At 69.8% G+C, this 23,542-nt stretch carries 19 protein-coding genes; 8 read left to right on the top strand and 11 right to left on the bottom strand.

Annotated elements, in window-relative coordinates:
- Position 1 precedes the first annotated feature (1 nt).
- Positions 2–886 (bottom strand): LysR family transcriptional regulator, encoded by an 885-nt coding sequence (locus K8638_RS29540; protein ID WP_223758010.1) that lies wholly within the window; start codon positions 884–886, stop codon positions 2–4.
- Positions 887–1,074: 188 nt separating this feature from the next.
- Between K8638_RS29540 and dusA the strand changes: the two genes are divergently transcribed.
- Positions 1,075–2,073: a tRNA dihydrouridine(20/20a) synthase DusA gene (gene dusA, locus K8638_RS29535; protein WP_223758009.1), complete on the top strand. Its 999-nt coding sequence runs from the start codon at positions 1,075–1,077 to the stop codon at positions 2,071–2,073.
- A gap of 10 nt (positions 2,074–2,083) precedes the next feature.
- Here dusA and K8638_RS29530 read toward each other — a convergent pair whose 3' ends face one another.
- The 3 genes from K8638_RS29530 to K8638_RS29520 all read right to left on the bottom strand — a co-directional run bounded on the left by K8638_RS29530 (position 2,084) and on the right by K8638_RS29520 (position 5,639).
- Positions 2,084–4,141 carry a DUF3160 domain-containing protein gene (locus tag K8638_RS29530; protein WP_223758008.1) on the bottom strand — a complete coding sequence of 686 codons (2,058 nt, stop codon included), beginning with the start codon at positions 4,139–4,141 and terminating at the stop codon, positions 2,084–2,086.
- 90 nt (positions 4,142–4,231) lie between these two features.
- On the bottom strand, positions 4,232–4,948 hold the full coding sequence (locus K8638_RS29525) for a double-CXXCG motif protein (RefSeq protein ID WP_223758007.1): 717 nt from the start codon (positions 4,946–4,948) through the stop codon (positions 4,232–4,234).
- Between the two features lie 4 nt (positions 4,949–4,952).
- Positions 4,953–5,639: a TIGR02269 family lipoprotein gene (locus tag K8638_RS29520; protein WP_223758006.1), complete on the bottom strand. Its 687-nt coding sequence runs from the start codon at positions 5,637–5,639 to the stop codon at positions 4,953–4,955.
- 69 nt (positions 5,640–5,708) lie between these two features.
- Between K8638_RS29520 and K8638_RS29515 the strand changes: the two genes are divergently transcribed.
- Positions 5,709–6,212 (top strand): hypothetical protein, encoded by a 504-nt coding sequence (locus K8638_RS29515; protein ID WP_223758005.1) that lies wholly within the window; start codon positions 5,709–5,711, stop codon positions 6,210–6,212.
- 393 nt (positions 6,213–6,605) lie between these two features.
- Here the strand turns inward: K8638_RS29515 and K8638_RS29510 are convergent, their stop codons facing one another.
- The gene (locus K8638_RS29510) at positions 6,606–7,331 is read right to left on the bottom strand and encodes a tetratricopeptide repeat protein (RefSeq protein ID WP_223758004.1); all 726 of its coding nucleotides are present in this window, start codon (positions 7,329–7,331) and stop codon (positions 6,606–6,608) included.
- A 7-nt stretch (positions 7,332–7,338) separates the two neighbouring features.
- Positions 7,339–8,868, bottom strand: a complete 1,530-nt coding sequence (locus K8638_RS29505; protein ID WP_223758003.1) for an acetyl-CoA hydrolase/transferase C-terminal domain-containing protein — start codon at positions 8,866–8,868, stop codon at positions 7,339–7,341.
- 263 nt (positions 8,869–9,131) lie between these two features.
- Between K8638_RS29505 and K8638_RS29500 the strand changes: the two genes are divergently transcribed.
- On the top strand, positions 9,132–11,348 hold the full coding sequence (locus K8638_RS29500) for a M3 family metallopeptidase (protein ID WP_223758002.1): 2,217 nt from the start codon (positions 9,132–9,134) through the stop codon (positions 11,346–11,348).
- 45 nt (positions 11,349–11,393) lie between these two features.
- Here K8638_RS29500 and thiD read toward each other — a convergent pair whose 3' ends face one another.
- Positions 11,394–12,212, bottom strand: coding sequence for a bifunctional hydroxymethylpyrimidine kinase/phosphomethylpyrimidine kinase (gene thiD, locus K8638_RS29495; RefSeq protein ID WP_223758001.1), 819 nt, complete (start codon positions 12,210–12,212; stop codon positions 11,394–11,396).
- A 138-nt stretch (positions 12,213–12,350) separates the two neighbouring features.
- On the opposite strand from thiD, the gene K8638_RS29490 reads away from it, so the two are divergent.
- Positions 12,351–12,830 carry a hypothetical protein gene (locus K8638_RS29490; protein WP_223758000.1) on the top strand — a complete coding sequence of 160 codons (480 nt, stop codon included), beginning with the start codon at positions 12,351–12,353 and terminating at the stop codon, positions 12,828–12,830.
- Positions 12,831–12,845: 15 nt separating this feature from the next.
- Here the strand turns inward: K8638_RS29490 and K8638_RS29485 are convergent, their stop codons facing one another.
- The gene (locus tag K8638_RS29485) at positions 12,846–14,606 is read right to left on the bottom strand and encodes a glycosyl hydrolase family 18 protein (protein ID WP_223757999.1); all 1,761 of its coding nucleotides are present in this window, start codon (positions 14,604–14,606) and stop codon (positions 12,846–12,848) included.
- Positions 14,607–14,815: 209 nt separating this feature from the next.
- Between K8638_RS29485 and K8638_RS29480 the strand changes: the two genes are divergently transcribed.
- From K8638_RS29480 to K8638_RS29465, 4 genes are all read left to right on the top strand, one after another.
- Complete coding sequence (locus K8638_RS29480) at positions 14,816–16,273, top strand: M20 family peptidase (protein ID WP_223757998.1); 1,458 nt, start codon at positions 14,816–14,818, stop codon at positions 16,271–16,273.
- Positions 16,274–16,537: 264 nt separating this feature from the next.
- Positions 16,538–18,286 (top strand): DUF4215 domain-containing protein, encoded by a 1,749-nt coding sequence (locus K8638_RS29475; RefSeq protein WP_223757997.1) that lies wholly within the window; start codon positions 16,538–16,540, stop codon positions 18,284–18,286.
- 209 nt (positions 18,287–18,495) lie between these two features.
- Positions 18,496–19,950, top strand: coding sequence for a hypothetical protein (locus K8638_RS29470; protein ID WP_223757996.1), 1,455 nt, complete (start codon positions 18,496–18,498; stop codon positions 19,948–19,950).
- A gap of 60 nt (positions 19,951–20,010) precedes the next feature.
- Complete coding sequence (locus K8638_RS29465) at positions 20,011–21,147, top strand: tetratricopeptide repeat protein (protein ID WP_223757995.1); 1,137 nt, start codon at positions 20,011–20,013, stop codon at positions 21,145–21,147.
- 16 nt (positions 21,148–21,163) lie between these two features.
- On the opposite strand, the gene K8638_RS29460 is transcribed toward K8638_RS29465, so the two are convergent.
- The 3 genes from K8638_RS29460 to K8638_RS29450 all read right to left on the bottom strand — a co-directional run bounded on the left by K8638_RS29460 (position 21,164) and on the right by K8638_RS29450 (position 23,535).
- Positions 21,164–21,811 (bottom strand): carbonic anhydrase, encoded by a 648-nt coding sequence (locus K8638_RS29460; RefSeq protein ID WP_223757994.1) that lies wholly within the window; start codon positions 21,809–21,811, stop codon positions 21,164–21,166.
- A 68-nt stretch (positions 21,812–21,879) separates the two neighbouring features.
- Positions 21,880–22,587, bottom strand: a complete 708-nt coding sequence (locus K8638_RS29455) for a hypothetical protein (protein ID WP_223757993.1) — start codon at positions 22,585–22,587, stop codon at positions 21,880–21,882.
- 138 nt (positions 22,588–22,725) lie between these two features.
- Complete coding sequence (locus K8638_RS29450) at positions 22,726–23,535, bottom strand: SAM-dependent methyltransferase (RefSeq protein WP_223757992.1); 810 nt, start codon at positions 23,533–23,535, stop codon at positions 22,726–22,728.
- Positions 23,536–23,542: the final 7 nt, after the last annotated feature.

Below are 23,542 nucleotides of genomic sequence, written 5' to 3'. Positions count from 1 at the left end.
CCTAACCGTTCTCCTCCCACGGCAGCGCGGCGCCGCGCTCCGCCAGCAGCGTCAGGAAGGCGCGCACCTTGAGCGGGAGCTGGCGGCTGCTGGGGTAGACGGCGTAGACGGGGATGCCCGGGGGCGTCTGGTCCTCGAGGATGGGAACGAGCATTCCCCCACGCACGTCGTCGACGACGAGCGAGGCCGGCAGTCGCACCAGGCCCAGCCCCGCACGCGCGGCGGACTGTCCGGCGCGGACGCTGGGCACTCGCAGCCTGCCGGTGACGGGCACCGTCCGGGTGCGCTTGCCCTCGCCGAAGAACCAGACTTCGTCGGTGCCGGGCTCGGCCAGGAGGACGCACTCGTGCCCTTGGAGTTCATCGACGGTCCGGGGCGTGCCGTGGCGGCTGAGGTAGGTGGGGCTGGCGTAGTAGCCGGTGCGCAGGCGGCCCAGCCGGCGGGCCACCAGCGTGGAGTCCGCGAGCGGCCCGGTGCGCAGTGCCAGGTCGTACTCCTCGGCGATGAGGTCCACGTGCGCCTCGGCCAGGGACACCTCCACGCGCATCAAGGGCTGGCGCAGGAGGAACTCGGAGATGAGGGGCGTGAGCAGCTCGCCGAGCAGGGAGAGGGTGGCGATGCGCAACGTGCCCCGGGGCGTGCCTCGCGACTCGCTCACCGCGCGGTTCACCTCGCGGGCCTCGGCGACGAGCCGCGCGCAGTGCGCGTGATAGTCCCGCCCGGCCTCGGTGAGCCGCAGCCGGCGCGTGTTGCGCTCCAGCAGGCGGACCCCGAGCCGCTCCTCCAGGGCGGCCAGCCGGCGGCTCACGGTGGACTTGCGCAGGCCCAGCCGCTCCGAGGCGGCGGTGATGCCACCCGTCGCCACCACCTCGGCGAAGAGCAGCATGTCATCCAGAAGGGGAGGGCTCGGGGACACGGGGGGGAGCCTACATGGGGCGGGGTGTCCGCCTCCTCCCTCTCCGGGCCTCCGGGCGGCAAAGAGGGGTGGGCAGGGGCGGGAAACCCGGGTAGATGCTCCCGCCAGGGAGGCGGCCTGCTTCGCTGGACGCTCCGGCCGCTCCCCCGGGTTCTTCGATGATGCCGCCTCGCCCCATTCCGCTGTGTGTCGCGCCGATGATGGACTGGACGGACCGGAACTGCCGGTACTTCCACCGGCAGATCAGCCGCCACACGCTGCTCTACACGGAGATGCTGACCACGGGCGCCGTCCTCCATGGGGACCGCGACCGGCTGCTGGGCTACGAGGCGGCGGAGCACCCGGTGGCGCTCCAGCTCGGAGGCTCGGAGCCCGAGGCGCTCGCCGCCGCGGCCCGCATCGGCGAGGAGTGGGGTTACGACGAAATCAACCTCAACTGCGGCTGCCCGAGTGACCGCGTCCAGTCCGGCCGCTTCGGCGCGTGTCTCATGGCCGAGCCCGACCTCGTGGCCCGGCTGGTGGGCGCCATGCGCGAGGCCGTGTCCATCCCCGTGACGGTGAAGTCGCGCATCGCCATCGACGAGTTGGAGGAGTGGCCGACGCTGGTGGACTTCGTGCGGAAGGTGTCCGCCGCCGGCTGCACGCGCTTCATCGTGCACGCGCGCAAGGCGTGGCTGCAGGGGCTGAGCCCGAAGGAGAACCGGGACGTGCCCCCGCTGCGCTACGAGCTCGTCTACCGGCTCAAGTCCGAGTTCCCCCACCTGGACATCAGCATCAACGGCGGCATCAAGACGCTGGACGCCACCGCCGAGCACCTGAAGCACGTGGACGGCGTCATGATTGGACGCGCCGTCTACGAGAATCCCTACCTGCTGGCCGAGGCGGACCGCCGCTTCTTCGGCGCGACGGAGGCCCCGCCCGAGCGCCATGCCGTGGTGGAGGCGATGCTCCCGTACATCGAGCGGCGGATGAAGCAGGGGGCCCCGCTGGGCTCCATCACCCGGCACATGCTCGGGCTCTTCCAGGGCCTGCCCGGGGCGCGCGCGTGGCGCAGGCACCTGAGTGAGAACGCGCACAAGGCCGGCGCGGGCCCGGAGGTCGTGGTTGCCGCGCTCGCGAAGGTGCGGCGCGCTCCCGAGGCGGACGTCGCGGCGTAGGGGCCCCGTCTCAGCGGGCGATGAGGTCCCGCATCCAGGGCACGTCCTGGCGTGAGCTCAGGGTGGACCTCCACTCCTCGTTGTCCAGGCGCTTGAAGTCCCCGGTCGTCTCCTCGAGGTACGTGGACACGAAGCCCTGGTAGGTGCGCGGGCCCGAGTTCGTGTGGAGCGTGACGGTCATCAGCCGGGGCTCCCCGGTGCCCACGTGCAGCACCTTTCCCACCGCCCGGCCGCCTTCATCGGTGGGCTGCGTGTGCACGTCCGCGACGACGGCTTCGTGCGCGAGCACGTCCTCTGAGAAGTAGTAGAGGTCCGCGTACCAGCCGCCCGGCTGCCAGCGCTCCGAGCCGTCGCAGCCCACCTCCCTGCCGTTGTAGGAGACCGCGTGGTTCATGAAGTCGAGCTGCTCGGCCGTCATCTCCCAGCCCTGCTGCTCCCGCTCGGCAATCTCCCGGAGGGTGAAGGCCACCTCTCCGAGCCGTTCGAAGTACTGGACCACCCGCTCCCGGGCCTTCGCGTTCCCGAAGCCGAGCCGCTCGACGAGGGCCCCGCCTCGGGCCGCGAACTTCTCCATGGCCCGGTAGAAGTCGGGGTAGGGGTCGACGTAGGCGGCCGGGAACTCACAGAGGGACTGCATGGTGACGGACTGCTTCGCGTAGAGCTGCGTGTCGTGACGCAGCTCCGCCCACGAGGAGAGCTGGCTGTTCAGCAGGCGGCGCCCCCACGCTTCCGAGCGCATCACCGCCGGCAGGTGCTGGTCCCGCTGACTGTCGGGTGAGAGGCCTCGCAGGGCGTTCAGCCACAGGTGATACAGGCTGCCTTCCCAGAGCTCCGGGCCCGCCTCGTCACCGCGCCGGGCCACCGCGTCGAGCGCGTCACGGTACCGGTAGCGCTCGAGCTCGGGCTTCAGCAGCGGCAGCGCCGCAGGGTTGCGCAGGGCGGCCCATCCGACGTCGAGCGGGCTGGGCATCATCCGTTTCTGCTCGAGCGCGCCGTGGCTCACCGAGGAGAGCACCTCGCTGTCGAAGACGTAGCGCTGGCCGAAGACGAGGAAGTCGATGCCGGGTTCCTGGGTATGCCGGAGGCTGCTGGCGATGCGCTGGGCCGCCTCCGGCCGGAGCGCGGCCACGAGCTCCGCGTCCGTCAGTTGCGCGAGCGCCGGGACACCCTGGAGGCCGCGCGCCTGGGCCGCCCGTCTCAGGCCCGGGAAGGACATGGAGTCCGCAGGCCCGACGAAGGTCCGGGTGGCCTCGTCGATGCGCCGCCAGGCCTGCTCGGCGCGCTCCGAGAGGAGGGACTCGAGGAGCAGCACGGTCTCCAGTGTCAGCCGGTCCACCTCCCAGCCTGTCCGCGTGGGGCGGGCCAGTCTCAGCTCCGCGCGTCCGAGCCACATCATCGCCTGGAAGTACTGGCACAGCTGGGGAGACTGGGTGTAGTGGCCTCGGGGGCGCAGCATGGAGAGGTCCATGCGCTCGATGGTTCTGAGGGGCCACGCTTCGGACAGCCGGCTCTCGGCGGTGTGGGGGGCGGGAAAGGAATCATAGCTACGTGCCAGCTGGCAGGGGCCCTCCGCGTTGGCCGCGAGGAACCAGGTCTCGATGTCCTCCTGGCGGGCCCCGGCGACGGGGGCTGCGACCGTGCCCTGGTGGAGGCTCTCCGCCACGGCGAGCAGGAAGTCCACCTCCGCGCGGGCGTCGGGAGAGCCACCCGGGGTTCGCGCGAGCCCCTGGCGCAGCTCGGCCAGCAGCGTGCCCAGCTCCGGGGAGAGCGACTCGTGTTCGACCGTCCTCAAGATGTTGTCATGGGAGCGGTGCAGTGCGTGGAGCAGGCTGTCCGCCGTGAAGTACATGGGGGCGTGCGCCTTGAAGAGCCCCGAGTAGCCCAGGTGGAAGCTCGGGATTCGGGGCTCGGTCGAGATGACCAGGTCCTTCGAGCGCAGGATGGACGTGGCGGAGGCCGACAGCCGGCCGTCGAGGTCGGGCGTGAAGGCCGGCAGGTCCGTCCGATGGGCGGCGCAGGCGGACAGGAGCGTCGTCACGAGGAGCAGTGCGGGAAGGAGAGGGCGCATGAGACGTCTGTCTCACGCGGTCCGTGCCTCCTTCATCACGCTTTCATCATGGGTTGCTCATGAGGGGCGCACCGGGGCGGTGTTGGCGCCTCAGCGGACCGGAAGCTCGCGGAAGGTCAGGCCGTCCAGTTCGAAGCGCTCGACGACGTCCTTGAAGCGCTCGGTGACGATGAGCACGGTGGCGAAGTTGCGCAGGCGGAACAGGTCCAGGTCCTTGGGGAGCGAGGCCGCGTCGAGGATGGGCTCCTTGGGGAGGCTGAAGGCATGGCGGCCGCATTTCGGACAGGGCGGGGGCGTGCCGCGCGGGATGCAGTCCGGGTGCAGCAGGCCGCGCGGCTCGATGTGCAGGTCGAGCAGCTCGGGGATGCCCTTGGGGCTGAATCGGATCTCGGTTCGGCAGCCTCGGAGGCCACGGAGTCCCTCGCCCTGCAAGACTTCCAGGGCCGTGGGCTGGACGAGCAGGATGTCGCCGTACTGGTGGACGAATGCGGAGAACGGTCCCCTGGCTTTTCCCACGAGAGGACCAAAGGTGGCCGCAGGCTCGAGCGGGTCATCAGGGGGGAGTAGAGGACGGACCGTATCGCGCAGCCGCTCGTACTCGTCGAAGTTCTCCTCCAGGCGGGCCTTCAGATACTTCCGGGCCTCCGGCAGTACCGACAGGTCCACGGCTGGATAGTTGGTACCTGCTCCGCCCCAGATGGTTTTGCATGTAGGGCAAGATACGCCCGGAAGTTTCCACTTGTAGGTGGCGTTGTATGTGCCTTTTTGAAGATTGATGTCTCCAGGCTCAAGTTCGTAGAACTTCATGGCGTCAGTACTCGATAGGAGGCCCTACCAGTAGATGGTAGGGAAGAATGGGGCCGAGCAAATCAAAACGGATGATCAGCTCACGCGCATATCGGTACATGTCTTCCTGGGAAGCGCTCCGATTCGCTCTCTGGAACTTCTTCCAGGCCTCATTCCAGGGACCGCCACTGGGCCCTTTGTGAATGCGACGGTGGGTTTCGATGTCGAGCAGCATCGTCTCTTTATGTATGTTGATGCCTCGGGACTCGAACCACTCCTTCAGCCCCGTTTCCTGTGGAAAGATGTGGTGCTTCTCCCTCGGCTGTGAGGCCAGCGCCCGGGCCATCTCCAGAAAACGCTTCTGGCTGGGCAGTAGTTCCCGCCCGTACCAGGGAATGACAAAGACAGGCTCCGGCCGTCCGGGCAGTTGCCACGGGTAGGCCCAGTTCCGCCGGGGAGATTGGACAGCGCTCGGCGGGAGGACGAAGGTCCCCCGCGCCCGCACAATCCGGCCGGCAGCCACGTCCTCACAGCGAAAGAGGCCGCACGCGTCCCCGGCGAAGAGGAACATGACGCACGCGCCCTCTTCGAGCCGGGTGTACGCCTCCGGGTATTCCGCCACGTCCTCTTCGTCATCGAGGGATGGCGAAGTCGACGCGCACGACCACAGTGCGGCGCATAGCCACAGCCAGCAGACGCGGCTCCAGTTCATGAATCCTCCCTACCAGCCCTCCGCTGGGGCCGACCAGAGGTCATATCAACATTGGAAGGAGCGAGGCTGGTGCCGGGACGCGCGGAGCATCTGGCGCAGGCGTGGGTGGACTACCAGTTCCGCCACCCGGGCAGGTACCCGCGCTTTCGCTACGCGTCGGATTCGAAGTGGGAGCGGATGTACCGCACGGTGCTGGAGAACCTGGGGCAGGGCGGCGAGTTCGAGCAGAAGGTGCTCAAGGCGAACGGCTACGAGAAGAACACGGCCCTGCTGCTGCCTCCGCCGGGCAGCAGCGCCCAAGGCTTCATCCCGGACTCGGTGCTGGGCAACCCCGAGGAGTTGGTGGGGGGCAGGCCCTATCGCTTCATCGAGGTGAAGGCCCGTGGAGAGATGGCGCTCACCGGCAATCTCAAGGCCATGATGGATTACGTGGAAGCCTTTGGTGGGCACATCGAGATATGGTTTCGCTCCGCTCGTCACCCCTCGGGAAGAACGCGACTGACCGCGCCCCTGCAGGAAGAGTTCACGAAGCTTGAGAAAGCCCATGGCGTCACCGTGCGGTACTTTCCGTGAGCGACTTCATGGCTCCGCTCTACATCGTTACCCACATCAATCTGCCCCCGACACCTCCAACTCCATTGGAGTTCCATGAGCTCCTGCGGCGCTTGTTCGAGGAATACCGCTGGTTCCAGCCCATGCGTTATGGGCGCTTCCGCTATGGCGGGCGGGTGGATCCGCGACGGATTGACTACGATGCCCTCGTGGCTTTCTACGAGGAGAAGAGGGCTATCACTGTGCTCTCACGGTGCTCGGGCCCGAGTGCTTCTACGACCACGAGCAGCACCGCAAGCCCACGCGCGTCCCGGAACTCTCGCTCAGCGCGCGGTAGGGCCTGAACCTCCCAGGTGACGCTCTCGTTGCTGCCTCCACGTGAGAACTGGAGCGGCCTTGCTGACGCTGAAGGCCCTACCGACGCCTGGACTCAGTGAGCCCCTGTCGCAGCGCATCCAGCAGTTCGGGCGGGTCTCCCTCCCGGAACGCGGCGAGTCCCGCCTCGAAGTCCGTGCGCGCACCATCCACGTCCCCCATCCTCGCGCGCAGCACTCCGCGCTCCCACAGCAGCTCCGGGTCCACGTCCTCACCGTGCTGCGTGGCGAGCGCGGCCGTCAAATCCCGCACCGCCTCTGCCAGCCGCCCCATCCGCGCCCGCGCAGCCGCGCGCTGCTGAAGCAGCCACGGATTGTCCGGGTCCTCCTCCAGCGCGAGCGTCCAATCCCTCTCCGCCTCCTCGATCCGGCCCAGCGCCTCCAGCGACTCCGCGCGCTTCATGTGAAGCACGAGCGCCTTGCGGTAGCCCCCCGCCACCAGCGCATCGAAGTCCGCCACCGCCTCCCCGTGCCGCCCCAGCCGCGCCAGCGCGAGCGCCCGGTGCAGCCGCGTGGTGTTGTGCCCGGGCGCCAGCTCCAGCACCCGGTCGAACCAGACCAGCGCCTCCGCTGGAGCCCCACCCCAGACACTCAGCGTCTGCCCCAGCTCGCTCAGGAGGCGCACCTGCCGCGGATTCCCCTCCGCGAGCTGGCGGATGAGCGCGAGCGCGGACGTGTACCGGCCGCTCCTGCGCAGCCGGTCCACCTCTCGCATCTGCTCGGACATCTCCGGAGGCCACGCCTCGCGCCCGTTGCGCTCCACCATCCGCGGCTCACCCTCCCTTGGGGAAGTTGCGGCACGCCTCCTCGTAGTCCCGCCACCAGCCGTTCAGCGCCTGGACGTCCGTGGCCCGGGGCTCATCCCCCTCGCCCGCCATGTCCAGGTACGCCTTCAGCAGCGGACGGAAGTACGGATGCGCGCACCGCTCGATGATGTCCTGCGCCCTCCGCCTCGGCGAGCGGATGTCCATGTTCAGCGCGTAGCCCTGCTCGGTGACGACGCACTTGATGTCGTGCTCCGTGTGGTCGATGTGCCGCACGTACGGCATCACGCAGCTCACCGTCCGCCCGTCCTTCAGCCTGCGCGTGGACGGCGTGTGCACGATGCTCAGGTACGCATTCCGGAAGAAGTCCCCCGAGCCACCCAGGCCGTTCACGATGCGCGAGCCGTCGATGTGCGTCGAATTCACGTGCCCGTAGATGTCCACCTCGATGGGCGTGTTCATCGCGATGATGAACAGCCGGGAGATGATTTCGGGACTGTTCGACAGCCACATGGGCCGCAGCACCAGCCGGTCCTTGCAGCGCTCGAACAACCGCAGGAAGCGCTCACGCCCCTCGGCCGAGAAGGACACCGCCGTGGACGACGCGTACTCGAACTTCGCGTCGTCCTCCACGTAGCGCAGCATTCCGTCCTGGAACACCTCGGTCCAGAAACGGATTTTCTGGAACGGCGAGTCGTAGAGCTGGCCGATGATGGCGTTGGCCACGTTGCCCACGCCGGATTGAATCGGCGGCAGGCGCTTGCCCCAGTTGTACTGCTCCTTGCACTGGAGCAGGAACTCGATGACGTTCCTCGCGATGCGCTTGTCCGTGTCGTCCGCGGCCTTGAAGGGCACCGGGTAGTCCGGCGTGCGGGACTCCACCACCGCCACCACCTTGCGCAGGTCGATTTCCACGTACGGGTTGCCGATGCGGTCTCTCACGTTCACCAGCGGCAGAGGCCAGCCCACGTGCGGGTGCACCGTCGGCACGACGATGTCGTGGAAGCCCGTGTAGTCCGGCACCGCGGTGTTCACCTCGAGGATGATCTTCTTCGCCCGGGTGAGGGCCTCCACGCTGATGCCCACCGACGACGTGAGGATGACGCTGCCGTTGCGGCGGATGCGCGACACCTCCACCACGGCCACGTCCACGTCCCCGTAGAACCCGTACATCAGGTTGCGCGCGAAGGCGGACAGGTGCACGTCCGTGAAGTCCATCTCCCCCGCGTGGATGCGCCGGCGCGAGGCCGCCGAGGACATGTAGGGGCCGCGCTTGCGGATGAAGGGCGCCAGGGGGCCTTCCACGTCCTCGGAGAGCGAGGCGCCCGTCAGCAGCGTGATTCGCGACTGCGGCGCGTTCTGCGCGAAGTGGAAGGCCAGCGCCGGGAGGAACGTCTTCGGCTCACCCGACTTGGTGAAGCCGCTGATGGCCAGCGTGTTGCCGTCGGTGACGTGCTTCACCGCCTCCTCGACGGGGACGACCTTCGCCAGCAGTTCCGGGTTTTCGATGCGGTCCTTCAGGGTGCTCGTTTCGCTCATGGATCATGGAAGAACGGCCAGGGTGGGAGGGTCGTTCTCAGGGGGAAGATGGCATAGCGGGTGCTGCCCCGGGGGACGGGGTAGGAGGCGGCCCTCAGCATTTCCGACGGAGCGGATAAGTCCGAGGACTGGGAAGCCCGGGAAGAGGAGGGCGGCCAGGCGTGTTGGGCCCGCCGCGATTCCGTCCTACGGTTCGCGGCGGGCCGACGCCTGGCCCCATCCCTACCAGACAAGCCACCCTTTCGTTGGGAGACCCCCTGCTCATGCGTAAGCTCCTCTTCGCCGGTGCGGGCATGGCCGTGCTCGCGTCCACCGGATGCGCGACCACCGCCCAGCCCGCCCAGGAGTCCAGCAACATGGCTTCCGCCTCCACTGCCCCCGCCGAGCCCCCCGCACCCGCCGCCGCGTCCAACCCGCTGCTGGCGAAGTGGACCGGTCCCCACGGCGGCGTGCCCCCGTTCGCCCAGGTGAAGGTCGAGCACTTCAAGCCCGCGCTCGAGGCGGCCATGGAGGAGAACCGCCGGGAAATCGCCGCCATCGTCAACACGCCCGGCGCGCCCACCTTCGAGAACACCCTCGTCGCGCTGGAGGCCGCCGGGCGGACCTTCTCCGACGTGGAGACGCTCTACGGCGTTTGGAGCTCCACGCTGAGCACCCCCGAGTTCCAGGCGCTCCAGCGGGAGATGGCGCCGAAGCTCGCCGCCTTCGACGATGAAATCTACCAGAACGCCGGCCTCTTCCAGCGCCTCGAGGCCGTCTACAACTCGCCCGACAAGGCGAAGCTGACGCCCGAGCAGCAGCGGCTCACCTGGCTGCACTACACCCGCTTCGTCCGTTCGGGCGCGAAGCTGGACGCGGCGGCGAAGCAGCGGCTGGCCGCCATCAACCAGCGCCTCGCGTCGCTCTACACCTCCTTCAGCCAGAACGTGCTCGCCGACGAGGAGGGCTACACCGTCGTCCTGGAGTCCGAGGGCGACCTCGCCGGCCTGCCCGACTCCGTCCGCGCCGGCGCCGCGGCCGCCGCCGAGTCGCGCGGCATGAAGGGCAAGTGGGTCATCACCAACACGCGCTCCTCCATGGAGCCGTTCCTGACGTACTCGGCCCGGCGCGACCTCCGCGAGAAGGTCTGGCGCCACTACGTCAACCGCGGCGACAACGGCGACACCCGCGACAACAACGCCCTCATCTCCGAGGTGCTGAAGCTGCGCGCCGAGCGCGCGAAGCTCCTGGGCTACAAGACGCACGCGCACTGGCGCCTGGAGAACACCATGGCGAAGACGCCCGAGCGCGCCATGGAATTGATGGAAGCCGTCTGGAAGCCCGCCGTCGCCCGCGTCCACGAGGAGGTGCGGGACATGCAGGCCGTGGCGGACAAGGAGGGCGCGAAGATTCGCATCGAGCCCTGGGACTACCGCTACTACGCGGAGAAGGTCCGCAAGGCGAAGTACGACCTGGACCAGAACGAGGTGAAGCCGTACCTGCAGCTCGAGAAGCTGCGTGAGGGCATGTTCTGGGTGGCGGGCGAGCTGTTCGGCTTCTCCTTCACCCAGGTGGATGACGTGCCCGTCTACCACCCGGACGTCCGCGCCTGGGAGGTGAAGGACAAGGCCAGCGGCCGCCATGTGGGGCTCTGGTACTTCGACCCGTACGCGCGGCCGGGCAAGCGCTCCGGCGCGTGGATGAACGCCTACCGCAACCAGGAGCGGTTCCGCGGCGAAGTGACGACCATCGTCTCCAACAACTCCAACTTCGTGAAGGGCGCGCCCGGCGAGGCGGTGCTCATCTCCTGGGAGGACGCGTCCACGCTGTTCCACGAGTTCGGCCACGCGCTGCACGGCCTCAGCTCCAACGTGACGTACCCGTCGCTGGCGGGCACGTCCGTGGCGCGCGACTACGTGGAGTTCCCCTCGCAGCTGCTGGAGCACTGGCTGTCCACGCCCGAGGTGCTCAACACGTACGCGCTGCACTACCAGACGGGCAAGCCCATCCCGAAGGCGCTGGTGGCCCGCATCGAGAAGGCCTCCACCTTCAACCAGGGCTTCGCCACCGTGGAGTACCTGTCCAGCGCGCTCATCGACATGAAGCTGCACCTGGCCGGTGACACGCCCATCGACGCGGACGTCTTCGAGCGCGACACGCTGAAGTCGCTGGGCATGCCGAAGGAAATCGTCATGCGGCACCGCACGCCGCAGTTCGGCCACGTCTTCGCCAGCGACGGGTACTCGGCGGGCTACTACAGCTACCTGTGGTCGGACACGCTGACGGCGGATGCCTACGAGGCCTTCACGGCGGGCAGGGGCGCCTACGACAAGGCCGTGGCCGAGCGGCTGCGCCAGCACGTCTTCTCCGTGGGCAACACGCTGGACCCGGCCGAGGGCTACCGCGGCTTCCGGGGACGCGACGCGGGCATCGACGCGCTGATGCGCAAGCGCGGCTTCCCCGTGCCCGGCGCGGCGGCGCAGACGAAGGCGACGCGCTGACGCACCCGGAGGGGGCCGTGGGCGACCGCGGCCCCCTTCGTGTCTCTACCCGTCCAGCGGGAAGAAGTGGCTGAAGGGGCCGGGCCCCCGGCCCAGGGCCAGCGGGTGCTCCAGCGCGGCGGTGACGTAGGCCTTGGCGCGCCGGGTGGCCTCCAGCGTGCCCCGCCCGAGCGCCAGGTGCGCGGCGATGGCCGCGGACAGCGTGCAGCCGGTGCCGTGGGTGTTGCGTGTCTCCACCGAGCGCAGGTGCAGCGTCTCCAGTTGCTCGCCGTCGAACCAGACGTCCGTCCCGCGCAGCGCCCCCGGCATCCCCCCGCCCTTGACGAGCACCGCCCGGGGGCCGAGCCGGTGGATGCGGCGCGCGGCCTCGCGCATGTCCTCCAGCGTGCGCAATTCCATCCCCGCGAGCAGCTCCGCCTCATGGCGGTTGGGCGTGACGACGGCGGCCAGCGGCAGCAGCAGCGCCTTCAGCGCCCCCACGGCCTCGTCGTCGATGAGCCGCGCGCCCGCCCGAGACACCATGACGGGGTCCACCACCAGCGGCCCCAGCTTCAGCTCCCGCAGCCGCGAGGCCACGGCGGTGATGATGGCCGGGTTGACGAGCATGCCCGTCTTCACCGCCCCGGCGCCGATGTCCGCCGCCACCGCGTCCACCTGCGCGGCCACGGACTCGGCGGGCAGCACGTCCACGCGCGTGACGCCCAGCGTGTTCTGCGCGGTGATGGCCGTCACCGCGCTGGTGCCATGGACGCGGTGGAAGGCGAAGGTGCTCAGGTCGGCCTGGATGCCGGCGCCACCACCGCTGTCGGAGCCGGCGATGGTGAGCGCGGTGGCCACGGGCTTGGGGGTCTCCATGACTCCCATGGTGCGGCACGGCCCCTCACCGCGGCCAGCGTTTCGTGTTCCACCGTGGGTGTGAAAATTCCCCTACAGGTACTACCGTCTTGGCGGGCATGCTGTATCTTTCCAGCCTCGCGGGAGGGGTACCTCATGTGGCAGAGCGTGCGTCGGTTCGCGGTTCCAGTCCTCGTGGGCGCGGTGGTGGCGGGTGGACTGTCGGCTTCAGCGATGCCTCGTCCGAGGCAGAAGTGCTTCAAGATTTCCGGGACGCTGACGAGCGCCATGAGCAGCGGGGCCTGCGCGAGCCCGGTGGGCATCTGCACCACCGGTGAGTTCGAGGGCAACGGCCTGCTCAACGGCCGCACGACCTTCGTCGCGGACTCGCTGATGCCGGCGGCGCCCACCGAGGCGCCCACGACGCTCGTCTATTCGGGACTGCTGACCATCCAGACGAAGGACGGCACGCTGACCACCCGCGATACGGGCATCCTCGATACGGAGAACGGACTCATCGGCGCGCGGGACGTGGTGGTGGGCGGCACCGGCATCTTCGCCGGCGCCACCGGCTACCTGCTCTTCCAGGGCACCGGCACCTCGACGTTCATCAACGAGGCCAGCGGGGAAATCTGCCTCGCCCGCTGAGTCCCGCCGGAGGCCTCACCGGTCCAGGAACGCGCGCTTCACCGCGTCCAGCAGCGGGTCCTTCTTCCCCTGGGGCTCCAGGGGGAGGTGGCCCTGGTTGATGGTCCAGATGATGGCACCCCCCAGGCCCTCCTTGCGCAGGTACCGGCCCTTGGCGGCGATGGACTGCTCGTCCTCGTAGGTGATGAAGTTGCAGCGTCCGGGGCCGCTCTCATGGGTGAAGGACAGGTAGGGGGACTTCGCCTTCTCGTCCCAGCGGCGCGAGTCAGGCTCGTAGTAGAGCTGCATGATGTTGGTGTAGCTCATGGCGTTGTCGCTCTGCACCTCGACGACGTCCCGGTCCGCGAGCGGCGTGCGCGGCTCCGTCACGCCGCGCATGCACGTGCCGAAGAAGCCGATGCCCACGCCGATACGCCCCGCGGGCACGCCCGCGTCCAGGTAGCCGCGGACGGAGCTGGCCACCGAGGTGGGCCGGTTGGGCGCCTCGTCCTCCAGCGGGCTGGAGTGCCAGCTCTCCCAGCCGCCCCAGTTCCCGCTCATCTTGTAGGACATGATGTTGAGCTGGTCGACGCGGGCCGACAGCTCGCGCATGAACGCCTTCTCCTGCTCGCTGATGCCGTAGTTGGAGTTCACCCAGTACACGGGCACCGCGAGGATGATGCCGGGGCGGGCGGCGCGCAGGTCGTCCAGCAGGGCCAGGAGCTGCTCGCCATCATTGCCCACGGGCGGCAGGTTGATGGGCTCCCAGTCGATGTCGATGCCGTCGTAGCCCAGCTCGTCCATGAGCTTGATGAGGTTGCGCACCAGGATGGGGCGCCGCTCGGGAGTGGTGGCCGGCACGAAGTTGTCGTGCTCGCCGTAGCCGCCGAGCATCATCAGCGCCTTGCGCCCGGCCTGGTGCGCCCGCGTCGCCAGCTCCTTCGCGATGATGGGGCCCTCGTACTCGGTGACGTCCAGGTCCGCGCTCACCGTGCCGAAGGGCCCCGGCTTGAAGCGGCCGACGATGAGGTGGGTCATCCCCGAGAAGTCCACCGAGTCCATGGGGAGCAGCCCGCGCTGGTAGCCGACGTAGTAGCCCGCCACCCAGCTCGCCGGCTCGCCGCCGGAGTGCGGCATCACCTTCGCGCTGAGCGCCTCCGGGCCCTCGCCCACCTCGTTGGAGGCCACGACCTTGACGCGGTAGTGCAGGCCGTTGAACAGGCCGGGGATGAAGGCCATGGACTCCGTCGGGGGCACCGTCACCGTGGCGCCGCCGGGCTCCGCGGTGACGCGGTAGGAGCGCAGGGGACGCCCGCCGAAGGTCGCCGGTGCCAGCCAGCTCACGTACACGCCACTGTTGCCCGCCGTCGCGCGGACGGCGCGCGGCTGGCCCGGCGCGGTGGGGTTGGCCACCTCGGCGCCGGCCATGGGCGTCACGAACTCCGTCGGGATGGAGTGGGGGCCCTCCCCGCGGGTGTTCACCGCCGACACCTTGAAGGTGTAGGGGATTCCGTTGTTGAGCCCGCGCACGGTGGCCTGCATCTGGTCCGCGGCCACGATGGCGCCACCGCACACCGGCTCGCAGCGGACCAGGTAGTACAGCAGCGGGTTGCCGCCATCCGTCGTGGGAGGCGTCCAGCTGACCAGGGCCATGGCATCCGCGGCCTCGGCCCGCACGGCGGACGGCGTTCCCGGAAGCCCGTCACCTACGACCTTCTCGCCCCCGCAGCCCCACAGCAGGGCTCCCAGCAGGAGCGGCAGCACTCCGGGCCGGTTCAATGTGGACTGAATCTTCATGGACCCACCCCCTCGGACAGGCGCCGTATATACGGGGCAGGGCTGACACTTACAGTGGAAAATTGAATATTAGTGTCTCTCGGGGTTTCCCGTGTTGAAACACGCGTTGCATCTGTCTCGGCATGTGAGAAGTCGATAGCCGGCGTGGGGCCGCGGGGCCGCCACGGGGCCGTCTGATAGCGTGCGGAGTTCCTCTCGCGAGCCCGCCGATGAAACGCCTCTTCCTGATGATGCTGCTCGGCATCTGCCTGCTGGCCGCCGTCCTGGTGACGCGGGCGGTGGGCTTCTCCTCCCGTCAAGTCACTCCGGAGGCGGCCGCGCCGTTCTCCGTGGACGCGGACGCCGCGGCCGTCCGCCTCGCGGGGGCGCTGCGGCTGAAGACGCTGGCCGCGTCGGAAGGCCGGCCCGCCGAGGACGCGGCCTTCGCCGCGCTCCATGACTACCTCCGGGAGCACTTCCCCCGCGTGCACGCGGAGCTGCGGCGCGAGCCCCAGGGCGCGCACTCGGTGCTCTACACGTGGCCGGGCACGGACGCCTCGCTGCGCCCGGTGCTGCTGATGGGGCATCTGGACGTGGTGCCCGTGGAGCCCGGCACGGAAGGCACCTGGACGCGCCCCCCGTTCAGCGGGGACATCGCGGACGGGTACGTGTGGGGGCGCGGCGCGCTGGACGACAAGGGCAGCGTGCTCGCCATCCTGGAGGCGGTGGAGGCGCTGCTCGCGGCGGGACACCGGCCGAAGCGCACGGTGCTGTTCGCCTTCGGCGCGGACGAGGAGGTGGGCGGGCTCGGCGCGGAGGCCATGGCGAAGCTGCTCCGCGAGCGTGGGGTGACGCTGGAGTCCGTGCTGGACGAGGGAGGGATGATGCTGACCGGCACCGTCCCGGGCGTGAAGGCGCCGGTGGCCGTGGTGGGCGTGGCGGAGAAGGGCATGGTCAGCGTGGAGCTGGTGGCGGAAGGGGAGGGCGGCCACTCGTCCATGCCGCCGAGGCAGACGGCGGTGGGCGTGCTCAGCCGCGCCGTCTCGCGCCTGGAGGAGGAGCCGATGCCCGCGGAGCTGCGTGGCGGGAGCCGGGCCCTCTTCGACTTCGTGGGGCCGGAGATGCCCTTCGGGATGCGGCTGGTGTTCGCCAACCTGTGGCTCTTCGAGCCGCTCGTCGTGCGCCAGCTCGCCGCGCGGCCCTCCACCAACGCCGCGGTGCGCACCACCACCGCGGCCACCATGTTCGAGGGCAGCGTGAAGGACAACGTGCTGCCGGCCCGCGCGCGGGCGGTGGTGAACTTCCGCACCCTCCCCGGGGACACCGTGCAGGGCGTGCTCGAGCACGTGCGGCGCGTGGTGGACGACCCCCGCGTCAAGGTGGGCACCCTGGGCTTCATCAGCGAGGCCTCGCCGGTGTCGCGGACGGACACCGAGGCGTGGAGCGTGCTCCAGCGGAGCATCCGCCAGGTGTTCCCGGAGACGCTCGTCGCGCCGTACCTCATGGTGGGCGCCACCGACGCGCGCCACTTCGCCGGCCTGAGTGACAGCGTCTACCGCTTCATGCCGCTGCACCTGGAGCGCGAGGACCTCGCGCGCCTCCATGGCAGGGATGAGCGCGTGTCCATCCAGGGCTATGCGAAAGCGGTGCGCTTCTACGCACAGTACCTGCGCAATGCCACGCACTGAGGGGGCAGGCGCCCCGCGGGGAGGGCTTGCACGCGCGCCCGTGTAGCCCGTGCAGCCGGACGCCAGGAGTCATCGTGTTGCTGGTGGCTCCTGTTTGTCTGCTCTCCGTTCATGGATGTGGATGTGGGGACAGGTCCCAATCTCCGAGCGAAAGTCCACCTGTTCTGCACATGTGCGCGCCGCCTGCACGGCTCAATTCGTGCTCAGCGGCCGGGCTGATTGGACGCGTTGACAGGGGCTCCAAGCAATTTCACCATCTGTTTCATGCAGACCCCCCCACGCTCGAAGCTCCCCCCTCGTAGAAATCGAATCGCGAGTCTCGTGCTCGCTTCTCTTCTCGTCTCACTCGCCGCCTGTGGCGGCGGTGGTGGCTCGGCGAAGCCGGATGGTGGCTCCGGGCCGGACGACCCGGACTCCGGCGTGGATGGCGGCAGCCTCCTGTGTGGCGACAAGGAGAAGCAGGCCGGCGAGGCATGTGACGACGGCAACACGACGAGCGGCGACGGCTGCACCGCCGACTGCTCCGCCGTGGAGACCGGCTGGTCGTGTGACACCCCGGGCCAGGCCTGCATCAAGGTGGAGGGGTGCGGCAACGGCCGTGTCGACGCTCCCGAGAAGTGCGATGACCGCAACAACATCTCGGGCGACGGCTGCAACGCGACGTGCGACACCGTGGAGGCTGGTTGGAACTGCCCGCAGTCCGGCGGCCGCTGCCATGCCAAGGAGTGTGGTGACCGCATCATCGCCGGCGACGAGGAGTGCGAGGACGGCAACACCGGCAACGGGGATGGCTGCAGCTCCACGTGCCGGCTGGAGCCCGGCTGGAAGTGCCCCCCCGGCCAGCCCTGCACCCGCACCACCTGCGGCGACGGCGAGCCCGAGGGCACCGAGCAGTGCGACGACGGCAACAACAACACCGGCGACGGCTGCTCGCCGCTGTGCACGCGCGAGCCGCGCTGCACCAACGGCACCTGCGAGGCGGTGTGTGGCGACGGCGTGATGCTGCCCAACAGCACCACCGAGGAGTGCGACGACGGCAACACGCGCGCCTACGACGGCTGCTCGCCCACGTGCAAGAAGGAGGAGGGCTACGTGTGCCAGGTGGTCACCGAGGCCCCGCCGGCGAAGGTGTCCATCCCCGTCGTCTACCGTGACTTCCGCGGCTATGACCTGCCGGCGGGCAACGGCCTGCCGCGCGGCCACATCGACTTCGAGAACAAGAACGCGGGCCATGAGACGGGCATCGTCGCGACCAACCTGGGCGAGGACGGCAAGCCCGTCTATGCAAAGGAGAGCGTGAGCTCCGCGAACACCAACGGCAAGGCGGCCTTCGACCAGTGGTACCGGGACGTGGACAACGTCAACAAGACGGTGGTGGGGACGCTGGAGCTCACCCGCGACACGTCGAATGGCTCCTACGTGTTCGACGACCAGACCTTCTTCCCGCTCGACGGCCTGGGCTGGGTGGCTTCCGGCAACGAGAGCCCCCGCAACAACGGCCACAACTTCAGCTTCACCAGCGAGGCCCGCTACTGGTTCGAGTACAAGGGCACCGAGGTGCTCACCTTCCGCGGCGACGACGACGTGTGGGTGTTCATCAACCGGAAGCTGGCGCTGGACCTGGGCGGCGTCCACGGCGCGTTGGACGGCTCCATCACGCTGTCCCAGAAGGCCGCCGAACTGGGGCTCACGAAGGGTGGCATCTACGAGGTCCTGGTGCTCCAGGCCGAGCGCCACACCACCGCGTCCTCGTACCGGCTCACGCTCAACAACTTCGAGACCCAGCGCAGCGTGTGCACCGCGACGTGCGGCAACGGCACCGTGGACCCGGGCGAGGAGTGCGACGACATCGCCAATGACGGCGGCTACGGGCAGTGCGCCCGGGGCTGCGTGTGGGGCCCCCGCTGCGGTGACGGCGGCGACCCGCAGACGGAGTACGGCGAGGAGTGCGACGACGGCAACACCCGCAACGGTGACGGCTGCAGCGCCACCTGCGGCGTCGAGATTGGCTGAGGCCCGTCTCCCCGTCGCGGGCTGAGGCTTCCGCTCCGGAGGCAGGGCCCCGGAGCGGGACGCACTCCCGGTATCACCCCTTCGGGCCGGGTCCGGGAAGACTCTCCGGGCCCTCTCTCGGGAGTAGGGCAGGGGGAGGGGGGGCAGGCGCTCCCGGACAGGTCGGGCGGCGCGGCGCGGGCCGTCTGGTATGGTCCGCGCGAGTTTCCATGGCCCTCCGTTCGTTCCTCCGTCTCCCGGCCCTCGTCTTGCTCGTGCTGGCCGTCCCCGCCGCGAGCGCCGCCCCCGCGCAGGCGCCGCCACCTCCCTCGGAGGTGATGGGGATGCTTCGCCAGCTCGAGACGGCCCGGGCGCAGGGGAAGACACGCGCGCTGGAGGCCGACCTGGAGGAGCAGGTCCGGACACGGCCGAACGACGCGATGCCCCGCGTCTACCTGGCGTGGCTCCAGTTCCCCGCGGACGCGTGCTGGAACGAGCTGAAGGCCGTCTCCACGCTCTACCCGGAGAACCCCTGGCCCCATGTGGGCATGGGACTCGTCTACCTGCGCTGGAAGCTGCCGGTGGAGGCCCGGCCCATGTTCGCCGCCGCGCTGCGCGAGGCGCCCGGCTTCGCGCCCGCGCTGTGGGGGGAGGGGCTGCTGCTCCAGGCGGAGGGCCGGACGGCGGAGGCGGAGGCGCGGTTTCGCGAGGCGCTGGCGGGGCTGGACGCGCCGCAGATTCGCACCAGCCTGGGGCTGCTCCTGGCGAAGCTGCCAGGGCGGGAGGCGGAGGCGCGCGCGGAGCTGACGCGCTCGGTGGAGGCCTGGCCCGAGCAGCCCGAGGCGCTGAGGACGCTGGCGCAGCTCGCCCGGGTGTCGAACGACGTGCGCGCGGCGGCGGTGGCGGGGGACAAGCTCGTCGCCCTCAAGCCGCGAGACAAGGAGGCGCACCGGCTGCAGGCCGACCTGTGGCTGGCCGCTTCGGAGAAGGAGAAGGCCGCGCAGTCCCTGGAGCGGTACGTCGCGCTGGGTGGCGCGGAGCCCGCGCCGCTGGGGCTGCTGGCGCGGCTGTACGCGGAGCTGGGCCGGGCCGCCGACGAGACGAAGGCCCTGCTCCGGCTCCTGGAGGCGGACCCGAAGGACGCGGAGCCGGCCATCCGCCTGGCGGAGCTGGCCGAGGCGGGGGGCGACGGGGCCGCCGCCGAGGGGTTCTTCCTGAAGGCGTCCGAGCGGGCGCCGGGGCGCGCCGACATCCACGTGCGCCGGGCCCGGCTCTTCATGAAGCGGGAGCTGTTCCAGGAGGCGCTGGCGGCGTACCGCGCGGCGCTGGCGGCTCCCGAGCGCCGGGTGCCGGAAGCGGAGGCGGAGGCCGCCGCGCTGGTCCGCCTCTTCCGCCTGCCCTCCACGCCCGCGAAGGGGACGCAGGACACAATCTACAGCCGGGTGTCGCTGGGCCTGGTCGCGCTCTACATGGAGCGGCTCAAGCAGCAGCCGGACCTGAAGGGCAACCTCAAGGTGCGCGTCAAGGTGGACGAGAATGGGCGCGCCACCCAGGTGGACACGCTCTACGACAGCCTCAAGGACCCGCTCATCGCCGGCCACGCGTACTTCGCCTTCCTGGACGCCCAGTACCCGCCGGGGCGCGACGAGCCCGTCTTCCAGTACGTCTTCCGCCCGCCGAAGTGACGTCCAGCGCGGGAGTTCCCTTCGGCCTATGCTCGTGCGCCCGACGGGAGGGAGGGACCCATGGCGATGGATGACACGGCGAGCCCCGAGCACGTCTCACAGGCGCTGCTCGACAGGGCCAACGAGCTGGGCGAGACGGGCCGGTTCGACGAGGCGCTCGCCCTCTACGAAGAGGTCATCCAGTGGTTCGGCGGGACGATGATTCCGGCCGTGCGCCTGCAGGTCCTCCGCGCGCTCGTCAACAAGGCGCTGGCGCTGGTGCAGCTCGACAGGCCCGAGGACACGCTGGCCGCGTGCAATGAGGCCCTCCGGCAGTTCGGCGGCTCCAACGACGCGAAGCTGCGCGAGGGAATGGCCCGGGTGCTGCTCTACAAGTGCGTGGCCCTGGGGCAGCTCGGGCTGCCCGAGGAGGGCGTCGCCGTCTGCGACGAGGCCTTCCGGCGGCTGGAGGGGGCGACGGAGCTCGTCCAGCGGGAGCTGCTGTCCGAGGCGCTCCTGCGCAAGGCGGTGTTCCTGCGGTTCCTGGGCCGGGCGGAGGAGGCGCTGCCCGTCCATGACGAGCTGGTGCGCCGCTTCAGCAACGACGCGGAGGCGGAGCTGCGCATGCAGGCCGCCCGGTCGCTGATGTTCAAGGCGTCGCTGCTGGGGAAGCTGGGGCGCAACGAGGAGTCCATGGCCGCCTTCGAGGAGGTGGACCGGCGCTTCGGCGGGGAGCACGCGCTGGACCTGCGGGTGGAGGTGGCCCGCGCGCTCGTGTGCAGGGCGGAGCTGCTGGGGCAGCTCCAGCGGATGGACGAGGCGCTGGCGGGCTTCGACGACGTGGTGCGCCGGTTCGCCGGAGCAACGGAGCCGGCCCTGCGCGAGCGCGTGTCCAACGCGCTCAACAGCGCGGGCTTCGCGCTGCTCCGCGAGGCGAAGCGGCTCTGGCCCCGGCAGCGGGAGCGGGCGCTGGTGCTCCTGCAGCAGGCCCGCGAGCGGGTGGAGGCGACGCTGGACCGCCGCCCGGGAGAGCCCCTGGCGCTGGGGAACGCGGGCTACATCGCCTTCCTCCAGGGCCGGCGCGAGGAGGCGCGCTCGCTGCTGGCGGAGGCGCTCCGGCTGGGCGGCGAGTCCGTGCGGGAGACGGAGCTCCAGGACGCGGGCATCCACCCCATTCCCGAGGACGAGGAGTTCCGCGCGCTGCTCCACTCGCTGTGAGGCCGCGCGCCGCGGCTCAGTCCCAGCTGCTGCCCGTCAGGTCATAGACCTGCTGGATGTTGCGCAGGGTGGCCCGGAAGTCGAGCTTCAGGTCCTTGATGAGGCCGTTGCGCATGTCGAACACCCAGGCGTGCACCGTGGGGAAGCCCCGGATGAGGAAGGACTTCTGCACCGCGGCCGTCTTGATGATGTTGATGCACTGCTCGGTGACGTTGATTTCCACCAGGCGGTCGTAGCGCTGGGCCTCGTCCTTGATGGCGTCCAGCTCCGCCTTGTGCAGGCGGTACACGTCGCGGATGTTGCGCAGCCAGGGGTTGAGGATGCCCAAATCCCTGGGCTGCATGGCCGCCTTCACGCCGCCGCACCCGTAGTGGCCGCACACGATGATGTGCTTCACGTCGAGCGTCTGGACGCCGTAGGAGATGACCGACATCACGTTCAGGTCGACGTTGTTCACCAGGTTGGCGATGTTGCGGTGGACGAAGACGTCACCCGGCGGCAGGCCCATGATTTGATTGGCCGGCACGCGGCTGTCGGAGCAGCCGATGTAGAGGAAGTCCGGACGCTGCTCGACGGAGAGCTTCGCGAAATACTCCGGGTCCGTGCGGAGCTGCTCCTCGGCCCAGCGGCGGTTGTTCTCGAAGATCTTCTCGTAGGGAGTCACGGGCGGCACCCTCGCACGAGCGGGCGCGGCGGGGAAGGCACTCCCACGCCGCGCCGCGCCAGGAAGGCTCACTGCTGGACGGGGGCGCCGCTGCCTCCGTAGCCCTGGGCCTGGGTGCGCAGGCGCTCCCACTGGGCGCGGGCCTGCTGCTCCTCCTGTGACTGCGAGTCCACCTGCCTCCGGGCGTCCTCGACCTTCTTCTGGGCGTCCGCGACGGCGGCGGCGAAGTCCGCCTCGGACATCTCCGCGACGCGGACGTCCCCATTCTGCTTGAGGGCCTGGTACTCGGCCTGACGGAGCCGGGCGTCGGCCATCTCCAGCTCCCGCTCGCGGAGCTGCTTCTGCGCCTTCATGGCGTCGATGGACTGCTGGCGCCAGTTCACCCGGGCCTGGGCCGCGGCGACGCCATTCTCCGAGTTCAGCAGCTCGGCCTTCGCCCGCTCGATTTCCGCACTCTGGCCGGTGGCCTGGGCCGCTTCCAGCGAGGCCTCGTTCGCCTTCTTGCGCTGCTTGGACGCCTCCTCGTTGTGGCGGGCCACCTGCAGCTCCCGCTCCGCGTCCTTCAGCGCCACGTCGGCGCGGGTGACCTCGTCCTGGGCCTTGCGGCGCTCCGACTGGGCCGAGCGGACGTCGCCCAGTTGCTCCTCCGGGACGCGGGCCAGCCAGGCCTCATCCACCTTTGCCTCGCGGGACGTGCCGCACCCGCTGCCCGACATCGCCAGCATGGCTCCCAGGGCCACGCCCCCGAGCACCCGGCGCCTTCTCGCCTGGAACATGTACTGCCTCCTCTCCGTTGCGCGCGTTGTCCTTCCGGACACGGTAGTCACGCGATGGAGACACCGTGCGGAGGGACGGCCGCGGAGCCGACCCACGTCCAGGCGCACGGCGGGAGGGGGAGCGGGCGGACGGGCGCCCTACCGCTTCTCCAGGATGACGGCGTAGAACTCGATGCCGATGCCCTCGCGGTCCTCCTCGGTGATGTACCCGGGAGGCAGGCCGAGGAACTCGCTGACCGGCACCACGCCCATCTTGTCCTGGGCCCAGGGGCCGCAGATGTCCAGGTACTCGGGCAGCGAGTAGAGGTTGAAGGACTCGCCCATCTTCCGGAACATGCCGATGAACTGCTCCCACTGGGGCGTGGTGAGGCCCGCCTCCTTCGTCTCGAAGGTGGCGAAGAGCTTGGAGCCCGGCGCGGCCCAGTCGTAGAGGTCCCGGAAGAACCTCCGGTTCTCCTCGGCGGAGAGGAACACGCAGATGGCGTTGGCGCCGAAGGCCACGCGGCGCTGGCCCTGGAGGAAGGACTCCACGTCGGGCCGCCGCAGGAAGTCCCCGGCCTGGCGGATGTCGCACTGCATGTAGCGAACGCGCGGGTCGTCGCCGAGCAGGTGCTTGGCCATGGCGATGGTCAGCGGGGCGATGTCGCTATAGAGCACCCGGGTGTTGGGCAGCACCGTGTGGACGTGGTCCGCGGTGGGCAGGCCCGAGGCGAAGTCCACCCAGTGCGTGAAGCCGTCCGCGGACATGCGCCGGGCCGCGGTCTGCAGGCACGCGCGCAACATCCGCACCCACTTCCGGGTGGAGGGCACCAGCGAGAACATGAACTCCGCCGCCTGGCGGTCCGACTCGAAGTTGTTCGTGCCGCCCAGCGTGTAGTCGTAGATGCGGGACGCTTCGGGGACCTTGGGGTTGACTCCTGGCACGCGGGCCAGCTCATTGACATCCATGCGGTGG

Origin of the sequence: Myxococcus sp. RHSTA-1-4 (assembly GCF_020037125.1) — a bacterium.
Taxonomy (GTDB): domain Bacteria; phylum Myxococcota; class Myxococcia; order Myxococcales; family Myxococcaceae; genus Myxococcus.
This window is presented reverse-complemented; position numbering and strand designations above follow the sequence as displayed.

Bases quoted from the DNA above. Each gene is read 5' to 3' on its own strand.
- K8638_RS29540 (WP_223758010.1), bottom strand. From the start codon at position 886: ATGCTGCTCTTCGCCGAGGTGGTGGCGACGGGTGGCATCACCGCCGCC.
- dusA (WP_223758009.1), top strand. From the start codon at position 1,075: ATGATGCCGCCTCGCCCCATTCCGCTGTGTGTCGCGCCGATGATGGAC.
- K8638_RS29530 (WP_223758008.1), bottom strand. From the start codon at position 4,141: ATGCGCCCTCTCCTTCCCGCACTGCTCCTCGTGACGACGCTCCTGTCC.
- K8638_RS29525 (WP_223758007.1), bottom strand. From the start codon at position 4,948: ATGAAGTTCTACGAACTTGAGCCTGGAGACATCAATCTTCAAAAAGGC.
- K8638_RS29520 (WP_223758006.1), bottom strand. From the start codon at position 5,639: ATGAACTGGAGCCGCGTCTGCTGGCTGTGGCTATGCGCCGCACTGTGG.
- K8638_RS29510 (WP_223758004.1), bottom strand. From the start codon at position 7,331: ATGGTGGAGCGCAACGGGCGCGAGGCGTGGCCTCCGGAGATGTCCGAG.
- K8638_RS29505 (WP_223758003.1), bottom strand. From the start codon at position 8,868: ATGAGCGAAACGAGCACCCTGAAGGACCGCATCGAAAACCCGGAACTG.
- K8638_RS29500 (WP_223758002.1), top strand. From the start codon at position 9,132: ATGCGTAAGCTCCTCTTCGCCGGTGCGGGCATGGCCGTGCTCGCGTCC.
- thiD (WP_223758001.1), bottom strand. From the start codon at position 12,212: ATGGGAGTCATGGAGACCCCCAAGCCCGTGGCCACCGCGCTCACCATC.
- K8638_RS29485 (WP_223757999.1), bottom strand. From the start codon at position 14,606: ATGAAGATTCAGTCCACATTGAACCGGCCCGGAGTGCTGCCGCTCCTG.
- K8638_RS29480 (WP_223757998.1), top strand. From the start codon at position 14,816: ATGAAACGCCTCTTCCTGATGATGCTGCTCGGCATCTGCCTGCTGGCC.
- K8638_RS29475 (WP_223757997.1), top strand. From the start codon at position 16,538: ATGCAGACCCCCCCACGCTCGAAGCTCCCCCCTCGTAGAAATCGAATC.
- K8638_RS29470 (WP_223757996.1), top strand. From the start codon at position 18,496: ATGGCCCTCCGTTCGTTCCTCCGTCTCCCGGCCCTCGTCTTGCTCGTG.
- K8638_RS29465 (WP_223757995.1), top strand. From the start codon at position 20,011: ATGGCGATGGATGACACGGCGAGCCCCGAGCACGTCTCACAGGCGCTG.
- K8638_RS29455 (WP_223757993.1), bottom strand. From the start codon at position 22,587: ATGTTCCAGGCGAGAAGGCGCCGGGTGCTCGGGGGCGTGGCCCTGGGA.
- K8638_RS29450 (WP_223757992.1), bottom strand. From the start codon at position 23,535: ATGGATGTCAATGAGCTGGCCCGCGTGCCAGGAGTCAACCCCAAGGTC.